At 38.9% G+C, this 16,669-nt stretch carries 22 protein-coding genes; 6 read left to right on the top strand and 16 right to left on the bottom strand.

Annotated features, from left to right (window positions below):
* The 7 genes from JML65_RS10350 to JML65_RS10320 form a co-directional block, all read right to left on the bottom strand.
* The gene (locus JML65_RS10350; protein ID WP_202270804.1) at positions 1-774 is read right to left on the bottom strand and encodes an ABC transporter ATP-binding protein; all 774 of its coding nucleotides are present in this window, start codon (positions 772-774) and stop codon (positions 1-3) included.
* Positions 771-1,781: a FecCD family ABC transporter permease gene (locus JML65_RS10345; protein ID WP_202270803.1), complete on the bottom strand. Its 1,011-nt coding sequence runs from the start codon at positions 1,779-1,781 to the stop codon at positions 771-773. The genes JML65_RS10350 and JML65_RS10345 overlap by 4 nt, the downstream gene beginning before the upstream one ends.
* On the bottom strand, positions 1,781-2,794 hold the full coding sequence (locus JML65_RS10340) for an ABC transporter substrate-binding protein (protein WP_202270802.1): 1,014 nt from the start codon (positions 2,792-2,794) through the stop codon (positions 1,781-1,783). Before JML65_RS10340 ends, JML65_RS10345 begins: the two co-directional genes overlap by 1 nt.
* The gene (locus tag JML65_RS10335; protein WP_202270801.1) at positions 2,784-3,257 is read right to left on the bottom strand and encodes an urease accessory protein UreE; all 474 of its coding nucleotides are present in this window, start codon (positions 3,255-3,257) and stop codon (positions 2,784-2,786) included. The genes JML65_RS10340 and JML65_RS10335 overlap by 11 nt, the downstream gene beginning before the upstream one ends.
* Before the next feature lie 3 nt (positions 3,258-3,260).
* Positions 3,261-3,974, bottom strand: a complete 714-nt coding sequence (gene hypB / locus JML65_RS10330; RefSeq protein ID WP_202270800.1) for a hydrogenase nickel incorporation protein HypB — start codon at positions 3,972-3,974, stop codon at positions 3,261-3,263.
* A complete protein-coding gene (locus JML65_RS10325) occupies positions 3,961-4,329 on the bottom strand; it encodes a hydrogenase maturation nickel metallochaperone HypA (protein WP_084084680.1) in 369 nt (122 codons plus the stop codon). The genes hypB and JML65_RS10325 overlap by 14 nt, the downstream gene beginning before the upstream one ends.
* A 120-nt stretch (positions 4,330-4,449) precedes the next feature.
* Positions 4,450-4,812 carry a hypothetical protein gene (locus JML65_RS10320; RefSeq protein WP_084084678.1) on the bottom strand — a complete coding sequence of 121 codons (363 nt, stop codon included), beginning with the start codon at positions 4,810-4,812 and terminating at the stop codon, positions 4,450-4,452.
* A 357-nt stretch (positions 4,813-5,169) separates the two neighbouring features.
* Here JML65_RS10320 and JML65_RS10315 point away from each other — a divergent pair, with 357 nt between their 5' ends.
* The gene (locus tag JML65_RS10315) at positions 5,170-6,117 is read left to right on the top strand and encodes an NADP-dependent oxidoreductase (protein ID WP_202270799.1); all 948 of its coding nucleotides are present in this window, start codon (positions 5,170-5,172) and stop codon (positions 6,115-6,117) included.
* An 86-nt stretch (positions 6,118-6,203) separates the two neighbouring features.
* Here the strand turns inward: JML65_RS10315 and JML65_RS10310 are convergent, their stop codons facing one another.
* Complete coding sequence (locus JML65_RS10310; RefSeq protein WP_179140029.1) at positions 6,204-6,380, bottom strand: hypothetical protein; 177 nt, start codon at positions 6,378-6,380, stop codon at positions 6,204-6,206.
* A 236-nt stretch (positions 6,381-6,616) separates the two neighbouring features.
* On the opposite strand from JML65_RS10310, the gene JML65_RS10305 reads away from it, so the two are divergent.
* The 3 genes from JML65_RS10305 (at position 6,617) to JML65_RS10295 (ending at position 9,198) form a co-directional block, all read left to right on the top strand.
* Complete coding sequence (locus tag JML65_RS10305) at positions 6,617-7,411, top strand: class I SAM-dependent methyltransferase (RefSeq protein ID WP_202270798.1); 795 nt, start codon at positions 6,617-6,619, stop codon at positions 7,409-7,411.
* 205 nt (positions 7,412-7,616) lie between these two features.
* On the top strand, positions 7,617-8,198 hold the full coding sequence (locus JML65_RS10300) for a Crp/Fnr family transcriptional regulator (protein WP_047490622.1): 582 nt from the start codon (positions 7,617-7,619) through the stop codon (positions 8,196-8,198).
* 64 nt (positions 8,199-8,262) lie between these two features.
* Positions 8,263-9,198: a ketopantoate reductase family protein gene (locus JML65_RS10295; protein WP_202270797.1), complete on the top strand. Its 936-nt coding sequence runs from the start codon at positions 8,263-8,265 to the stop codon at positions 9,196-9,198.
* Positions 9,199-9,299: 101 nt separating this feature from the next.
* Here the strand turns inward: JML65_RS10295 and JML65_RS10290 are convergent, their stop codons facing one another.
* From JML65_RS10290 to JML65_RS10260, 7 genes are all read right to left on the bottom strand, one after another.
* On the bottom strand, positions 9,300-10,184 hold the full coding sequence (locus JML65_RS10290) for an alpha/beta fold hydrolase (RefSeq protein ID WP_202270796.1): 885 nt from the start codon (positions 10,182-10,184) through the stop codon (positions 9,300-9,302).
* A 112-nt stretch (positions 10,185-10,296) separates the two neighbouring features.
* Complete coding sequence (locus JML65_RS10285) at positions 10,297-10,647, bottom strand: 4Fe-4S dicluster domain-containing protein (RefSeq protein WP_202270795.1); 351 nt, start codon at positions 10,645-10,647, stop codon at positions 10,297-10,299.
* A 134-nt stretch (positions 10,648-10,781) separates the two neighbouring features.
* Entirely contained in the window at positions 10,782-11,105 is a 324-nt protein-coding gene (locus JML65_RS10280; RefSeq protein ID WP_202270794.1) for a 2Fe-2S iron-sulfur cluster-binding protein, read from the bottom strand.
* A 5-nt stretch (positions 11,106-11,110) separates the two neighbouring features.
* Entirely contained in the window at positions 11,111-12,163 is a 1,053-nt protein-coding gene (locus JML65_RS10275; RefSeq protein ID WP_084084664.1) for an NAD(P)/FAD-dependent oxidoreductase, read from the bottom strand.
* 1 nt (position 12,164) lies between these two features.
* Positions 12,165-12,734: an NADPH-dependent FMN reductase gene (locus JML65_RS10270; protein WP_202270793.1), complete on the bottom strand. Its 570-nt coding sequence runs from the start codon at positions 12,732-12,734 to the stop codon at positions 12,165-12,167.
* A gap of 6 nt (positions 12,735-12,740) precedes the next feature.
* The gene (locus JML65_RS10265; RefSeq protein WP_047490600.1) at positions 12,741-13,235 is read right to left on the bottom strand and encodes a DUF2480 family protein; all 495 of its coding nucleotides are present in this window, start codon (positions 13,233-13,235) and stop codon (positions 12,741-12,743) included.
* Between the two features lie 17 nt (positions 13,236-13,252).
* Positions 13,253-13,879, bottom strand: a complete 627-nt coding sequence (locus tag JML65_RS10260; protein ID WP_202270792.1) for a superoxide dismutase — start codon at positions 13,877-13,879, stop codon at positions 13,253-13,255.
* A gap of 195 nt (positions 13,880-14,074) precedes the next feature.
* Here JML65_RS10260 and JML65_RS10255 point away from each other — a divergent pair, with 195 nt between their 5' ends.
* Entirely contained in the window at positions 14,075-14,698 is a 624-nt protein-coding gene (locus JML65_RS10255; RefSeq protein WP_202270791.1) for a helix-turn-helix transcriptional regulator, read from the top strand.
* Positions 14,699-14,817: 119 nt separating this feature from the next.
* Here JML65_RS10255 and JML65_RS10250 read toward each other — a convergent pair whose 3' ends face one another.
* Positions 14,818-15,444, bottom strand: a complete 627-nt coding sequence (locus JML65_RS10250) for an RNA polymerase sigma factor (protein WP_047490590.1) — start codon at positions 15,442-15,444, stop codon at positions 14,818-14,820.
* Between the two features lie 242 nt (positions 15,445-15,686).
* Between JML65_RS10250 and JML65_RS10245 the strand changes: the two genes are divergently transcribed.
* Entirely contained in the window at positions 15,687-16,634 is a 948-nt protein-coding gene (locus JML65_RS10245) for a FecR family protein (protein ID WP_237390835.1), read from the top strand.
* Positions 16,635-16,669 lie beyond the last annotated feature (35 nt).

Here is a 16,669-nt window from a genome sequence, read left to right as displayed (position 1 = left end):
TTATTTTAATTGGGGTGCAAACATGGGAATGCCCTGATTATCCAGAGCCATTAAAGGAACCTGATAGGTATCTTCAAGTAGTTGCTTCAGCTCATCTTTTTCCATCGACTGAGAAACGGGGATAAGTTCATTCTGGCGCATAACAAAAAAATCATCTCCGAACAGGAAGGCCAGGTTGGGGTCATGCATTACACATAAAACGGTTGTGCCTTCATTCACCAGCTGGCGGATGACCTCAAGAACTGCTACCTGATAATGCAGATCCAGATGGTTGGTTGGTTCATCCAGCATTAATAGGTCCGGTTTCTGAACCAGTACCCTGCATAACAGGACCAGTTGCCTTTCACCCCCGGAAAGGGAAGTATAGGCTTTATCTTTTAAATGGGTTAAACTAAACTTTTGAAGAAGTGCTTCCACTTCCTGATAATCAGATTTTTTAGGCGAAAACCTTGAAAAAGAAGCCCGGCCGGTTAAAACCACATCAAAAACGGTAAAAGGAAAAGTTGTCTGATGAAACTGAGTTAAAAATCCGAGACGAACAGGTGATGCTGTTCCAATTTTTATTTTCCGGCGTTCCTTATCGGTAATCCATAGATTTCCTTGATAGTTCTTTTCCAGTCCGGCGATTATTTTGAATAAGGTTGATTTACCGCTGCCGTTTCTTCCCAAGATGACGGAAAGCTTTCCTTTGGCAAAGGTTGCATTTACATTTTTAAGTACTTCCTCTTTTCCATAGCCAAAAGAAAGCTGTTCAATAGAAATTATAGTATTCATGAATTCCAGTTTATAGCGTTTCGACGCATCAGATAGATGAAAACAGGGGCTCCAATAATCATGGTAAATACCCCGATAGGGATTTCAAAAGGCATGACAGCTCGGGAAAAATCATCAATTAATAATAAAAATGTTCCCCCGATGCTGATATTAACCCAGACGGTGATATGGTTATTCGGTCCGAAAATCATCCTGCTGATATGAGGTACAATCAGTCCGAACAGGCTGATCACTCCCACAGCAGCTACAGAGGAAGCGGTGATCATAGTGGCTACAGCCATAAGGATAAGTTTAAGCCATAATGGATTGACCCCTACCGCCATTGCTTCATGATCTCCCAGGGCAAGAAGGTTTAGTTTCCAGCGAAGGATCACAATGACCAGTAAACCTATAAGAATCGGAAATACTGCAGTGTGTACTTTCTGCCATGAAGCCGTATGAAGGTTTCCCATAGTCCATTGAACAATAGCCTGTAACTTATAGGGATCACTCAGATACTGAAGGACTGTCAGGAACGCTGTAAACACTCCTGATACAATCATTCCGGCAAGAATCATACTTACAATGGAGGTTTTAGCTCCCGCATAAGATACCGCATAGGTGATCACCACAGCGATTACACCAAAAATAAAAGCTGATATATTGACGGCCATTATCGGAAACAACATTGCCAGCGCTGCACCAAATGCCGACCCTGAGGAAATACCCAGGGTAAAAGGATCCACAATAGGATTCCTGAATACTGCCTGGAGGACACCTCCTGATGAGGCTAATGAGGCCCCTACCAAGAAAGTGAGAATAATACGCGGTAAACGCACCTGCCATAAAATAGTATGCAAACTTTCCTGAAAACCTGCTTTATCTTCAGACAGTCCAAATTCCAGGGCTATGTGGTGAAACAGTTCTCCAAAACCTATATTCTGGCTGGAACCTATCATCAGTGAAACAATAATCAATAGCATAGGCAGCAGGATTAATAAGGACCATGTTTTTATATGTTGCGTCATCAGATCAATCCTTTTTTGCCGTAGATCACTTCAAAGGTTTTCTTTACCTCCTTATCCAGCTGTTCCTGCGTATATTCAGGCATGCACCAATGGCGAAGCTGTTTGGCAAACAACAGAAATTTTACAGTATGTGGATCATACGGAAACGATGGCGACATAGCAAATACCTGCTTGTTTTTTACGGCAGGAAGTGCAGCAAGCTCTTTGAGACTGTAGACATCCGATAATTTGGAGTTCCACAAAACGATCAGGTCCGGATTCCATTTATAAATGGTTTCAGCGCTTATATTAGGAGCTTCCACAGGAACAGGGCATGCATTTTGAGCTCCGGATAAGCTGATGGCCATATCAATTAAGCTTCCTTTTCCGGAAGTAGACATAATACGTCCTTTTGACCATGCATAGTATATTTTTTTAGGAGATGTCTCCCGGGAGGCTCTCATCTTTTTTACTTCTTCCGAAACATAGCCCGTAATTTCTTCTGCCCGTTTTTGTTTTCCAAGGAGTTTTCCTACATTTTTCAGTTCTTCCAAAATTTTCTCATCATTCAGGGATGAGAAAGTAAATACAGGAATTCCCAGGTTTTCTATCTGGTTGATATGATCTTCATCGGTATTGAATGTTAATACCAAATCCGGTTTCAGCCCCACAATACTTTCAGCATTGCTGGATGATCCTCCAAAAGTGGGGGTAGCAATCGTTTTATTTTTAATCCGGTCATCAAGCTTGGATAGAAAGCTGTAGGTATCTTCCATTTCATAGATCTGCTGAGGGATACCTACTATTTTTCCTCCTGCCTGAAGCATATACACATCATCAACAAGCGCATTGTATAAAACAACAATTCGTTGTGCTTCGTGGGGAAGGATGATGGTTTTGCCTCGGCTGTCTTTAGCGGTGACCTGCGTATGGGAGGAGATTTCCTTATCGTAAGAACTGTTAGGCTTATTACAATCCTGTAAAGCAAATACCATTGCAAAAAGGCCTGTAGCAAGCAGGTTTTTAATTTTCATGTACTTTATTTTTTACCAGATAGCGTAATGATCGACAGGATAAAAGCTGAGTATCTGCGAGTTCAATACGTCCATTGTATTTTACAGACAGCTGTTCATATAAATGGCCATCATAGGGAATCGCAAAATGTTGCTGTGGCATAAGAAACAGGGGTAAATGCTGATTACCGATAAAGTAGCAGAAATCCGCCGCTTCAGTATCATTTTTTGCTGAAAAACAGATGGTAAGGCATGTTTTGATGCTAATCGTGGCGATCAGTTGCCCATTGCTGTACAGCCTGTCTCCATGTTGCCATTCCTTGCGGTTATTCAGTCTAAGTTCTAAAACCAGCCCGGATGGTGTAGCCCGGGTCAGTTTCTGTTTCTTGTTTTCAAACCATTCGAGCTCCAGCACTTCCGGACAATCATTCAGCTTATCCTTTATTTTCACTTCATCTATTACGGTTGGCTGTAATGTATTCATTGGTTAGGCTTTCTGAGCCGCTTCTTTTTTTAGTTTTACTTTTTCTTTCAGCCAGTTGCACCATTCATCAATTCCGTCTCCATTCAAAGTACTGATGGTCATTACTTCAAGATTGGGGTTTACTTCGTGGGCATCTTTTGTGACGGCTTCTACAGAGAAAGGAACATACGGCAGCAGATCGGCTTTAGAAACAAGCATCAGCTCACTGGTTAAAAACATACGGGGATATTTTTTGGGCTTATCATCACCTTCTGTAGAGGCAAGAAGTGTTACCCGATAGTCTTCTCCCAGATCAAAAGCGGAAGGACAAAGAAGATTTCCTACATTTTCGATGAATAATAAATCAAGGCCTTCCAGATCGATATGATCCAGCGCCTGCAGGATCATTTGTGCCTCGATGTGGCACATGCCGCCAGTTACAATTTGCAGTGCGTTGATTCCCACTTCGCGCATGCGGATAGCATCACGTTCTGTTTCAGGGTCTCCCACAAGGATTGAAATGCTAAGGTCTTTACCCAGGCGTTTTCCCGTTTCCTGCATCAGGGTTGTTTTTCCCGATCCCGGAGATGAACATACGTTGATAACGCAAATATCTTTTAAACGGTCTCTGATGGCTTTAGCCACAAAATCATTGGCTTTTAATAAATGCAGGGTCGTATTATCACATTGAACGGAACCTACACGGTTTCCTAAACTTTTTGGATTAGCTGTTGACATATGAATGGTCTTTTTGTTTAAAAATTACTTTTGAAATGAAAAGTTCATTTCCCTGAACGATATGGCTGGAAGGGGTTTCACAGTCATCACAGACGAATCTGTGGTACCTGACCGGGAAATCTTTATGACAGTGTTCACAATGAGCAATAATGTCATTGACCAGCACTTCGAGTTCCATTTCCCGATACCGGGGTTGATCGGCAATAAATGCATCGAATGCATTCTGGATCAGAACAGGCTGAACATTGGAAAGCAGTCCGGCTGTTACCTGAACCTGCTGAATATCTTCCACTTTGGCATTATAATGTTCTTCCAATGTGTCAAAAATATCCTTCACTATACTCAATTCATGCATAGCTTATATTTTTTATAGGTGAAACTGATTATCCGGAAATACTTCGGACAACCTTACTTAGAAAATGACTGTAATAATATCCGGGTGATAGGATCACAGGTGGGGTGTAGGAGATAGATCTTAAGAGGTGATCTTAAGATTATGAAATAAGAGGTATTTGGGTAAGTGATAATGATGTACGGATTCTGAATCAGAATGTATTACCGCATTACCGTTTGTTTTTGGCTTCCCCGATAACAGATCGGCCATAAAAAGTGTAAAAGGAAGATCGAGGAACGTTTTGTCAACATCAAAATCATTTTCCGTAATGGAAGCAATGAATAGAATATCCTGTTGGGGAAGAGATTCTGCTGCTTTTAGACCTTTCTGATCCTGTAAAGACCCTTCCTGTACAGTACTTTTTTTATGGTTTGCATATCCCAGAATTGTTGTAAAAAACAGGATAAGCAAAAAAGCAAATGATATGTGGAAGGACTTCTTCATCGGTATTGCAAATTTAGCCCTTTTGTATTCCTTTATTCTTACCAAAAACCTTTTAAAAATGTTCAAAATCAGGAGTAAATAGAGGGCTTACAACCACATGTGAAGACTGTTTTTCTTTGATGTTTAAATGTTTATTTGTCTGATAATCAATTGAGTGTTTTCTGTTTTTAAATAATGTTTAAATTTTTGATATTCCTTTTAAATGTTTAAAAAAATGACTGATTAAGAAGAATTATTTTAATTATAAAAGTCAGGAGGGTTGAACGGTTTAAGTCATTATATACCCAAATATCCTTAAAATATACCTGTTTTTAAAGGTCTGGTCAGTCTATTTTTGCAGGTAGATTACAATGACATATGAAAGCAATAGTACTGGAAAAATTTGGAGATGTAGAAAACCTTGTTGAAAAAGAGATTGAAAAACCTGCCGTAAAAGATAAAGAGGTCCTTATCAGAGCAAAGGCTGTCAGCATCAATCCGGTGGATGTCAAAGTCCGCAGCAGACACGCTCCTCTGGCTGAAGATCTGGCACAATATAATCCGTTAATTCTAGGTTGGGACATTTCCGGTGTAGTTGTAGAGCTGGGCAATGAGGTAACTCAATTTCAAGTCGGGGATGAGGTATTTGGGATGATCAATTTTGTGGGACATGGAAAAGCTTATGCAGAATACGTAGCAGCTCCGGCAGATCAACTGGCTGTTAAACCTAAAAATATCACTCATATTGAAGCTGCCGCCAGCACATTGGCAGCACTTACTGCATGGCAGGCATTTGATAGCTATGGAAAATTGAGAACTACAGATAAAGTCCTGATCCATGCTGCTTCAGGAGGAGTAGGGCACTTTGCCGTACAGATAGCAAAACATATAGGTGCGCATGTAACGGCAACGTCTTCAGCGTCTAACCGGGATTTTGTACTGGGGCTGGGAGCCGACGAGCATATTGATTATAAAACAACCCGTTTTGAAAACATACTTGATGACATTGATTTTGTGTTAGAATCTATTGGAGGAGACAACTTCCAAAAATCAGTTCAGGTTTTGAAGCCCTTCGGTAGTATCGTTACTTTGCCATCCGGTCATACATTGGAAGATGAAATGGCTGCCCAGGAAAAAAAACTGCATGCCTGCTACTTTATGGCAGTGTATTCCAGTGGACGGGATATGCAGCAAATTGCTTCCTTATTAGAAAAAGGTATTATACGGCCACATATCTCTCATGTATTCCGTTTTGATGAAATGAGAAAGGCTCATCTACAGGTTGAAACAGGACGTACTATAGGGAAAGTAGTAGTGGAGCTATAAGATAAGAAGGGATTTATATTATAGTTTTTCCGGTTCACAGCTCGCCGGGAGAAATGAATGAAAGACAGATTGCTGAAGGAATAGTGCTAGTTTGTAAGTAAATATAAGAACTTTCCAAAACTTTTTCCGGCGGTAAATATCAATAAAGCAGAAATGGAAATAATAATAATTCCAAAAGCAGGACTTTTCTGAGCTTTTTCTATCAAAAAGGGAAGAAGATCTTTAGCTTTTATTTGAGTCAGTTCGTTAAATATCTTTTTCATAGTGTTTTGTTTATCAATGAGTAGCAGGATTATGAAGTTTGTTACAGAATAAAAAGCGAAAGAAAATACGTAGCTAGACCTTGCATTTATTTAATCGGAATAAAAAAATATTACGATTAATTTTTTTCTTTCAAAATATAGAGTAAACCCAATGGCAGTCAGCGTTAAAGTCCTTATATTTGGTTGATGTAATGCATTGTAAATAGCTTATGATGTACAATGAAAAAGAAAAGGATATGCAAGAACAGGAAATAGATTTTTTACAACATAACGAATCTGCATGGAATAAGCAGGCTTTGGAACAGAACGAGTGGTCGCAGCCTGTAAGTGCAGAACTGATTGCTCATGCTAAAGAAGGAAAATGGGAAGTTCATCTGACTCCTAAGCCATTGGACAAAAAATGGTTGGGAGAAATCAAGGGGAAGAAAATTTTGTGCCTGGCTTCAGCAGGAGGACAGCAGGCGCCGGTATTGGCTGCAGCGGGAGCTTCCGTTGTGGTTTTTGATATTTCTGACGAACAGCTGAGACAGGATGAGCAAGTTGCCGAACGTGACGGGCTCACATTGAAAACCGTTCAGGGAGATATGACCGATCTTAGTGTTTTTGAAGATGAATCCTTTGATATTGTATTTCATCCGATCTCCAATCATTATGTGGAAGATGTTAATCCCGTTTGGAAAGAAGCCTTTAGGGTATTAAAAAAAGGAGGGGTTCTACTGGCAAGTTTTTTTAATCCTGTCGTTTTTGTAGCAGACCGGAATCCTCAGGATATGGCAGATGGAATCATAAGACCCCAATATACTTTGCCCTATGCAGATATCAGAGATCTTAATCAACAGCAAATTACCGGAAAACTGGAGAATAAAGAAGCTTTGGTTTTTGGGCATACACTTTCCGATCTTATCGGAGGACAGCTAAAAGCCGGTTTTATAATTGAAGATTTTGCAGAAGAAATGCAGCCGAATCCGAGGTTTTTAATTGATAAATATCTGCCGACCTTTATGGCAACTAAAGCTGTGAAACTAAAATAAAAAAATCAGGTTTTCACTACTGCTACAAGGGAAGGTCTACATATTCCTCTCCGCTGGAGAGGTGGCGAAAATTCAAAGAATTTTTGACGGGGTGGTCTTTATAACGTTTTTAAACCCATTACAGTCTTTTTAAAATAAAACTGTAATAAAATAGTACTTTTGCTCAGTCGGATAGCTAAAATGTTCGTATTGAGTACTTATTGTAATGAATAAATCATCAATCAACAATTATTTTCATTCCTTATTCAGTATTGAAGAGGAAGTGGTTGAAAAAATTACAGAAACATTCAATCATTTTGATCTAAAAGCCAATACTATTTTGTTGGATAAAGATACCATCAGTACCAAAACCTATTTTTTGGAAAAAGGCTATGTCCGTTCCTATATACTGAATGAAGATAACGAAGAAATTACCACCAATATTTATGCAGCCCCATGTTTTGTAAATGATTTTTTATCCTTTTTCAGACAGCAGCCCACTAAAGAAGTCTATCAGACGGTTACAGACTGTAGCTTTTGGGCGACAGGTTTAGAAAACGTACAGCACAATTTTCATAATATCCCGGAATTCAGAGAGTTCAGCAGGCTTCTTTTCGTGGTAAACTATTATCAGATCCATGACAGGTTGATAGAGATGGCCAGCCAAAAGGCTGCTACAAGGTATTTCAATCTGATGAAGAAGGATCCTGATATATTTCAGCATGTTCCGTTGAAAGTAATTGCTTCTTATCTGGGAATTAAAGACAGTTCGCTGAGCCGGATCAGAAGAGATATTAATAAAAAATAATTTCTTTTCATTTGTCAAGTGGTATTTCATCGCTTATCACTGATCTTTGCTAAAAAATAATTTAATGAATAAAAAACATATTGTCGTTGTTGGATTAGGGGGAGTAGGCGGTTATTTTGGATTTAAAATAAGCCAGGCTAATGAAACGTCAGAAAAATATAAAGTTTCTTTCATTGCCAGAGGAGAAACCTATGACAAGGTAAAAGAAAACGGACTGACCTTACTATCTCCGGAACATCCTGACAACAGTACTCATCCTGATGCTGTGGAGCAGCATATCAGTGATATAAAAAATCCTGACCTTGTGCTGATCTGTGTGAAGGAATATGATCTCGAAAATGTCTGCAGACAGCTTAAAGAAGTCATTAACGATGATACTGTATTGCTTCCAATGATGAATGGAGCTGATATTTATGACAGAATCAGAAAACTAATCCCGGATCATACTGTATTGCCAACCTGTATTTATGTAGCTTCCCATATTAAAGAAAGGGGAACGGTAGAACATAAAGGAAAAGCCGGTAAGATGATCGTGGGCAGAGATCCTCAACATTTTTCCAGCGAGGTGAACTGGATTGTTGATCTATTGAAAGAAAGTAAAATAGATTTTGATTTTAAAGATAACTCGTTAACGGATATCTGGACCAAGTTTTTCTTTATCGCCAGCTTCGGAATGGTAACTGCAAAGCATAATTCATCTATCGGAACAGTGTGTGCAGATGAGCAGCAGAAATATGAAGCTTCTGAAATCATGAAAGAAATACAACAGATTGCAGCTCAAAAAGAAATTCCTTTGCAGGACGATATTATTGAAGCAACCTTTACAAAAGCATCTACATTTCCTTTCGAAACTCCAACCTCTTTACAGCTGGATATTCATTCCGGAAAAAAAGATAATGAACTGGAATTATTCGCAGGGGCAATTTTAAAATATGGAGCTGACCTTGGTATAGAGACTCCTTTTACTCAAAAGATATATACTGAAATTAAGACAAAATAAGATAAAAATATTTTGGCTAATGCAGTGGAAAATTGATACATAAGGCGGGTTAAAAACCGCCTTATGTATTTGAAATTATAAAATTCATTTTCTTTGATTCATTAAAACTCACGATCCCTGTCTTTGATAGTTCTGAATTTTGTTTTAAAAAAAGTATCAGCTTTGAGGTTGAATTCATGGGTATAGACTACCAGGGTGCTATGGCCGGAATTGGGCAAGATCCACAGATTAGCGTTAGGAATATTTCTGAAAATTTCCAGTGTATGTTCCGGTTTTATGACATCATTATCTCCTCCTATGACAAGAACGGGAACTTTAATATTGTGCAAAGTTTTAGGATCTATATTGGGTTGCTCACTCAGTAGTCTTTTATATTTAAGAACAGTATAATCCAGAGCTGTCTTGTCTTTCTTTTGGGCAAATTGTTCTTTAAATTTTGAATAGTTTGCACTTACTCTTTTGAATACATCTGGCTCTACAGCAGTAGAATCCGGGCGTAAATTGGCTCCTGTAATGATCAGCTTCTTTACCTTCTCCGGATGTCTTATAGTTAGCAAAAGCCCATTAATACCACCATCACTCCAACCGATTACAAATGCTGAATCAATGTTCATCTTCTGAAGCAATTCAGCATAATCGTCAGACATTATTTCATAAGTAAGGGCATCTTGTTTATCTATTGATTTTCCGTGAGCTCTGCTATCAGCAACAATAACTTTGTACGTCTTTGAGAAAAAGGGAATCTGCTTAGAAAAATCAACGATTGAACCTCCGTTTCCATGAATGAGAAGTAAAGGTTGCCCCTGGCCATAGGTTTCGCAGTACATCTTTATTCCGTTGACTTCATAATATTTACCTGCTTTTGGATTGTTACCGTAGCTGGATTTCTCTAAAAGCCGGGAGTACTCATTTTTAATCTCTTTAATATTGCTTTGAGCAGACACTAAAGAAGATAGCAGGGCGAGAAAAAATAATATCGCTTTCATAATCTATAATATGTTGATTAAATTATTGATGATATTTTAATTTTCTCAATGAGTAGAAGAAAATTAAATGATGTTACAAAAATGAACTTCACGGGTAAACAGTATATACAGCTCAGGTTCCATGCATGAATTGCTGTCGGCTCAAAAGCTCTTCCTCCGATTCACGATGATCAGGATCATCAACGCAGCAGTCTACCGGGCATACAGCTTTACACTGTGGCTCCTCATGGAAGCCTTTACATTCGGTGCACTTTCCGGAGACGATATAATACACATCATCTGATACAGCGGGATTGAAAGCGTTGGCGTCAGCTTCAGTCCCATCAGGAAATGTTACTCTGCCTGAAAGCTTTGTCTTATCCTGCCAGCGCCAGTCTATAGCGCCTTCGTAAATGGCTGAGTTGGGACATTCCGGTTCGCAGGCCCCACAATTGATGCAGGCATCCGTTATTTTTATGGCCATTTTATTTTATTTTTATGGTTTAAAAAGGGACTTCCTCAACGTTGTCCTGTTTTAGAAATCCCTTACAAACTTAATTAAATCAGTTTCAACAATTTATAACATCATAAACTGTGCAAACTTTTATTTTGAAGCTGTTAATCTTTAGCAATTTTTACTGAAAGTCCATCCATTTCGGCTGTCAGATAGATCTGGCAGGCTAATCTGCTGGTTGCATCGGTGGTAAAAAGTTCTGATAACAGCGCTTCTTCTATTTCATTTTTTTCAGAGAGCGGAATGGCTTCACTGAGGATAAAACAGTGACAGGTGGCGCACATGGCCATTCCGCCACACATTGCTTCCATCGGTAATTCATAGGCTTTACAGATATCCTTAAGGCTTAGGCCCATTTCCAGTGGGCAAAGTAGGGTATGTATATTTCCGTCCGGATCTGTTACTGTAATCGTAATTTCTTCTTTCATAAAGATCAGTCAATGGTAGCTACTACTTGTTTTTCCGCCTGTTTCCTGGTTCCGTCAAAACCTTCTACGCCGCTTACAGTTGTATATTTCAATACAAATTTTTTATTTGGATTAAGGCGCTGATATATACTTTGACAGGCTATTGCAGCTTCATGAAAGCCACATAAGATCAGCTTCATTTTAAAAGGGTAGGTATTGATATCGCCTACCGCATAGACTCCGGAAATATTAGTCTGAAAATCGGTGCCGTTATCTACTTTTATGGCATTCTTTTCCAGTTCCAGTCCCCATTCTGTAAGAGGTCCAAGTTTGGGAACCAAACCAAATAAGGGAATGAAATAATCAGTTTCAATGGTGTGGATAGCCCCTTCTTTCTCAACAACAATTTCACGAAGGTTATCTTCTCCATTAACCCCTGTCACTTCGGCCGGTGTGATGAGATTGATCTTTCCTTCATGTTTTAATTTTTTCACTTTTTCAACAGAATCCAATGCGCCCCGGAATTCATTTCTTCTGTGGATCAATGTTACAGAGGAGGCAATTGCTGCAAGATGAATGGTCCAGTCTAAAGCTGAATCACCACCACCAGCGATCACCACACGCTTTCCTGCATAATCCTCGGGACGCTTTACGAAATAATTAATGCCCCGGTCTTCAAAATCAGCGATGTTTTCAATGGGTGGTTTTTTAGGTTCAAAACTCCCCAGACCTCCGGCAATGATTACTGCTTTTGCTCTGTGTCTTGTTCCTTTATCGGTAATCACTTCAAACAGGTTTTCTTCCAGCTTCAGAAGATGTACGGCAGTTTCATTGAAGGTAAAACCAGGTTCAAACTGTTTGATCTGCTCATAGAGATTATCCACAAGATCACCGGCGAGCACACTGGGAAATCCCGGAATATCAAAAATGGGTTTCTTGGGATATAATTCTGATAACTGGCCTCCCATCTGTGGTAATGCATCTATAATATGACAATGCATTTTGAGAAGGCCGGCTTCAAATACCGTAAACAACCCTGCAGGGCCGGCACCAATGATCAGTATATCTGTTTCTATCATGTTATGATTGATTTATTGTAGTTTTTTCTATTTTTTTTGAGGTGGCTATGCTGATAAGTTTGTCAAACTTTCCGGCATATAAAGATGAAATTTCTGTTTTACGTTCGCTGTCAAACAATGAAGACCGGACTATAGGTACACTGAATGGCAATGGCCAGGCCCTAAGTGATTTGGCTATAGTATCCATCGTATTAATTCCCTGCATAGCCTGTAATCCATCGGCCCAGCATACCAATCCGACAGTTTTATCTGTAAGGTAAGGTTCATATCTGCTGGCAGTTACTTCAAGCCAGTCCAGGCAGTTTTTCATGACTCCGGGGATGCTTCCATGGTATAAGGGAGCAAGCCAGAGGTGGAGGTCTGCATCGGTAAATAGCTGAGCCATCCGTTCCACAGCCAAAGGTGTTTTGGTAAGAGTGACATCAAATAAAGGGATCCCGGAATCAGCGAGAGTGAAAATTTCAGTTTGAATCCCCAGCATTTGCAGACGATCTGAAAAATAATTGGAAATATGTCCTGAAGTAGATTTGGCTCTTCTTTCCAGTGATCCGTTGAATATGAGTGCTTTCATTTTGTTTTATGTTTTGAAAATTACTTTGGGTAGCCCTATCTCTCCATACATCAGGCTTTTAACAAGAGGCTTCAGAAGTCCGGCAGCCAGTAAATAGAGCGAAGGATCATGATCAGCCCGTGCCCGGACAACCACTTTCTGATTTTTATAATGTTTAAGATCCGCATAGGTGAGACGGCGTTTCCAAAGATCAAGAAGAACATCTTCGGCATTGTTTAAATCCACATAAATGGCATAAGGCGATAATTTCTCCATCAGGAACATGTATACCCATGGTGGAATGATAGCATCGGTGGAACAGATGATTCCTACAGCTTTTTCGTTGTATACGGAAAAGTCGATTGCTGCAATTGATTCTTTAAACTCTTTCTCTTTGACAATCATTCCCATAAAAAGATGATCTTTAATATCCAGTTCTACAATTTCAGTAGTAGGTCTGTAGTCTAAAAGATCCAGAGCGATAATGCCTGAAGCTTCTGCTTTATTGATGAAAGTTTCCATAACTGGTTGGTAATCAATTATCTTATTTTTAAAAGGGCTTCTTCATATTTTTTCTCTACTGAAGACCAATCCAGCACAGACCAGAATGAATCGAGATAGTCTGCTCTTTTATTTTGATAAGCCAGATAATAAGCATGTTCCCAAACATCTATCCCAAGAATTGGAAAACCTCTGTTCATAGATAAAACATCCATCATGGGATTATCCTGATTAGGGGTAGAGCTTACTGCCAGAGAACCGTTAAATTTCACATATAACCAAACCCATCCGGAACCGAATTGGCCAAGTCCTGCTTTTTTCATTTCTGCTTTAAGGTTTTCAAGGCTTCCAAATGTTGCTGTAATAACATCATTCAATGGGCCTTCAGGATTTAATTTTGGCGATGGAGAGATAACTTCCCAGAATAAAGAATGATTATAGTGTCCACCACCATTGTTTCTTACAGCCGGACTATACTCACTGATTCTTTGTAATAGTGAATCCAGATCAGGATTGATTTCATTGGTTTGTTCCAATGCTGCGTTCAGATTATCTACATACGCCTGGTGATGACGCTGATAGTGGATGGTCATCGTTTCTTTATCGATAAATGGTTCTAAAGCATCATAAGCATAAGAAAGCTGAGGTAGTGTAAACGGTTTCATTGTATTTATTTTTTTTGATTATTGTCTCACAAAGGTAAACATATATTTGAATAAAACAACTTATTGGTTGTTTTATAGAATTTGAATGCTTTTGCTGAAATGCACTTTAAATCAGTATTTTATGATTGTTTGTTAAAGATTATAGAAAATGACTATCTTTGTTGTTGAAAAATAAAACAACCTAAATATTGTCAAATGAAGAAGTCGGCAGCAGATCGTATCCTGATGTTTCTCAAGATGAGAGGAGAAGCAACTTCACTTCTTATTGCTGAAGAACTGTCTGTTACAAAAGAGGGTGCGAGAAAGCATTTACTGAATCTTGCTCAGGAAGGATTGATCCAATCTACCGTAAAAAGCGAGGGTGTTGGCCGCCCATCTACCTATTATACACTCACCGAAAAAGGATTGGCCCAGTTTCCGGATACCCATGCTGATGTTACTGTACAGCTTTTAAAATCTGTAAAAAATCTTTTAGGTGAAAATGCCCTGGATCTTTTGATCAGTGACAGGGAAAAAAATACCCACGACCGGTACGAAAAAGCACTTTCTAAATCAAAATCCCTTGAACAAAGGTTGGAAGTTCTGGCTAAGGTCCGCAGTGATGAGGGTTATATGGCAGAATGGAAAAAAGAAGGACAGGAATATTTCCTGATCGAAAATCATTGCCCCATATGTGCTGCAGCTACTGAATGCCAGGGTTTTTGCCGGGCTGAATTATCAAATTTCCAGTCATTGATCGGAAAAGACTATACCGTAGAAAGAATAGATCATATTATTTCAGGAGGACAGCGTTGTGTGTATAAGATTAGCAATTTATAATATTGTACATTATTTACGGTTAATTGCACAGCAAATTGACTATTAATATTCACCCTTGAATGGTGAAAGGTGAATCCGCTTCACTATGAATTGGATTTGATGTACCTTTCTCCCGGGAATCAATATATGGTCAGCACTTCCATAAGCATCAGAATAGATACCAGCTTTTTAGAGGATTGGTACTCAGGATTCAGTTTTTCCCGGATTTCCCCCAATGCTTTGCTTAATTTGTTACTAACGGTTTTATTGCTTATTCCTAACGCTTCTGCTGTTTCATTCACCGACATATTTCTCCGGATCCTCATATCATAGACTTGCTGCTCTGTGGAGGGAAGTTGAGAAACTACATTGTCGATCATGGATAACAAAGTAGAAATTTCATTTTCTTCAAGAATTTCAAAATATTCTGTATCTGTCAAATCTGTTTCCAGAGGGAAATCAATCTCATCAATACTCAGGATGGGAGGTGCTTTTTTATAGCTGTTGTAATAATCAATGATCCGGTAATGAAGATGGCGGAGCAGATATCCTTTCGCACTCTCTGATTCATCTGTTTGTATGGCATCCGTATTTTCAATGATTTTCATCCATAAATCCTGGAGCAGCTCTTCGGAAACTTCTTTATCTCTGGTCCGTACAAAAACAAAGCGGTATAAACTATCCCAATATCGGTCATACAACAGCGTAAATGCAGGGCGGTCTCCTGATTTTATTTTCTTTAATAAGGCTGTGTCTGTTAGTTTCATATTGTTGAAACAAAATTACTTAAAGGAAAATTAACTTTTTATGAACTTTAGTTATGGTAAGGTTAAATATTTCTGAAGATCAGAGCTTAAATATGAATTTAATGTTGAATAAATGTAAAAAATATTAAAAATGATAAGCAAAGGGGGCTTAATGTGAATAGAATATTAATAATGCTCTGGGGAAGTTTTTCATTTTCACCGTCTTATAGATAGAAGTATCTGTGAATACGATGAACTATTTTATGAAACGTTTTAAATATAAAAATATTGAAGCCTTTGTTTTCAGGCTTTGGGCAAGGGAAGTTTCGGAAGAAAAAATCTCTGATAAGGAAAATGAAATTATAGAGAAGTGGAAAATCCATGCAGAAAAAGAGCTGGATCCCATTCATATGAAAGAAGCCAGGGAAAGGATATTGTCTGCGCTGGAACATTATTTCATTCCTATTGAAAAAAGCACACAGATCAGAAGCTTTAAAAAATATGCTTACAGTGCAGCAGCTGTTATTGTTTTGCTTTTGTCATTGGGAGGATGGTTTACCTATAATACATTCTTTAAGCCGGATGTTTACGTTGCCGGAGCAGGAAACAAAATTGTACATCTTTCAGACGGAACTGTGGTAACGTTGCTGCCAGGAGCTGAGCTTAGTGTAGATCCATCGTTTCCGGCATCTACCAGAATTGTAGATTTGAAAGGAGATGCTGTTTTTTCTGTAGCAAAATCAAAAACACATCCTTTTATAGTTCAGGCTGTAGGTTTCAGTACAAAAGTATTGGGGACGGTATTCAAAATCTCACAATCCGGAAAGAAAAAAGCAGTGGATCTTTATGAGGGGAAAGTGGCCGTCTCTACTGCAGGGGTTCCTGATTCTTACCTGAAGCCCAATCAGAAGTGGACCAACTTCGGGGTAGCCCGTACTACTGCTATTATCTCATTTGCTCCGGACGGAACCCTGAATAAACAGACTCCGGCATTGCTGTCTTTAAGCTTTAATGATGTTGCGCTAAAAGAAGTGGTGGCCGTTCTGGAAGGCAATTACAGTACAAAAATTTATTACCCTAAAGAAGCAGAAGATAAAAAGATCACCGCAGATTTTACGGGAGGAACAGTGGGTGAAAATATTGAATCACTGGCTTTCATATTAGGGTTGGAAGTCCAGAAAAAAGAAAATACCTATATCCTGAAAAAATAAAACAGACTATTACCAAAAAAACAATTAATCAGATA

Source organism: Chryseobacterium sp. KMC2, from assembly GCF_016756935.1.
In the GTDB taxonomy this organism is placed as follows: Bacteria; Bacteroidota; Bacteroidia; order Flavobacteriales; family Weeksellaceae; genus Chryseobacterium; species Chryseobacterium rhizosphaerae.
Note: the sequence above shows the minus strand (reverse complement) of the source record. Positions and strands in the feature narration are given on the sequence as shown.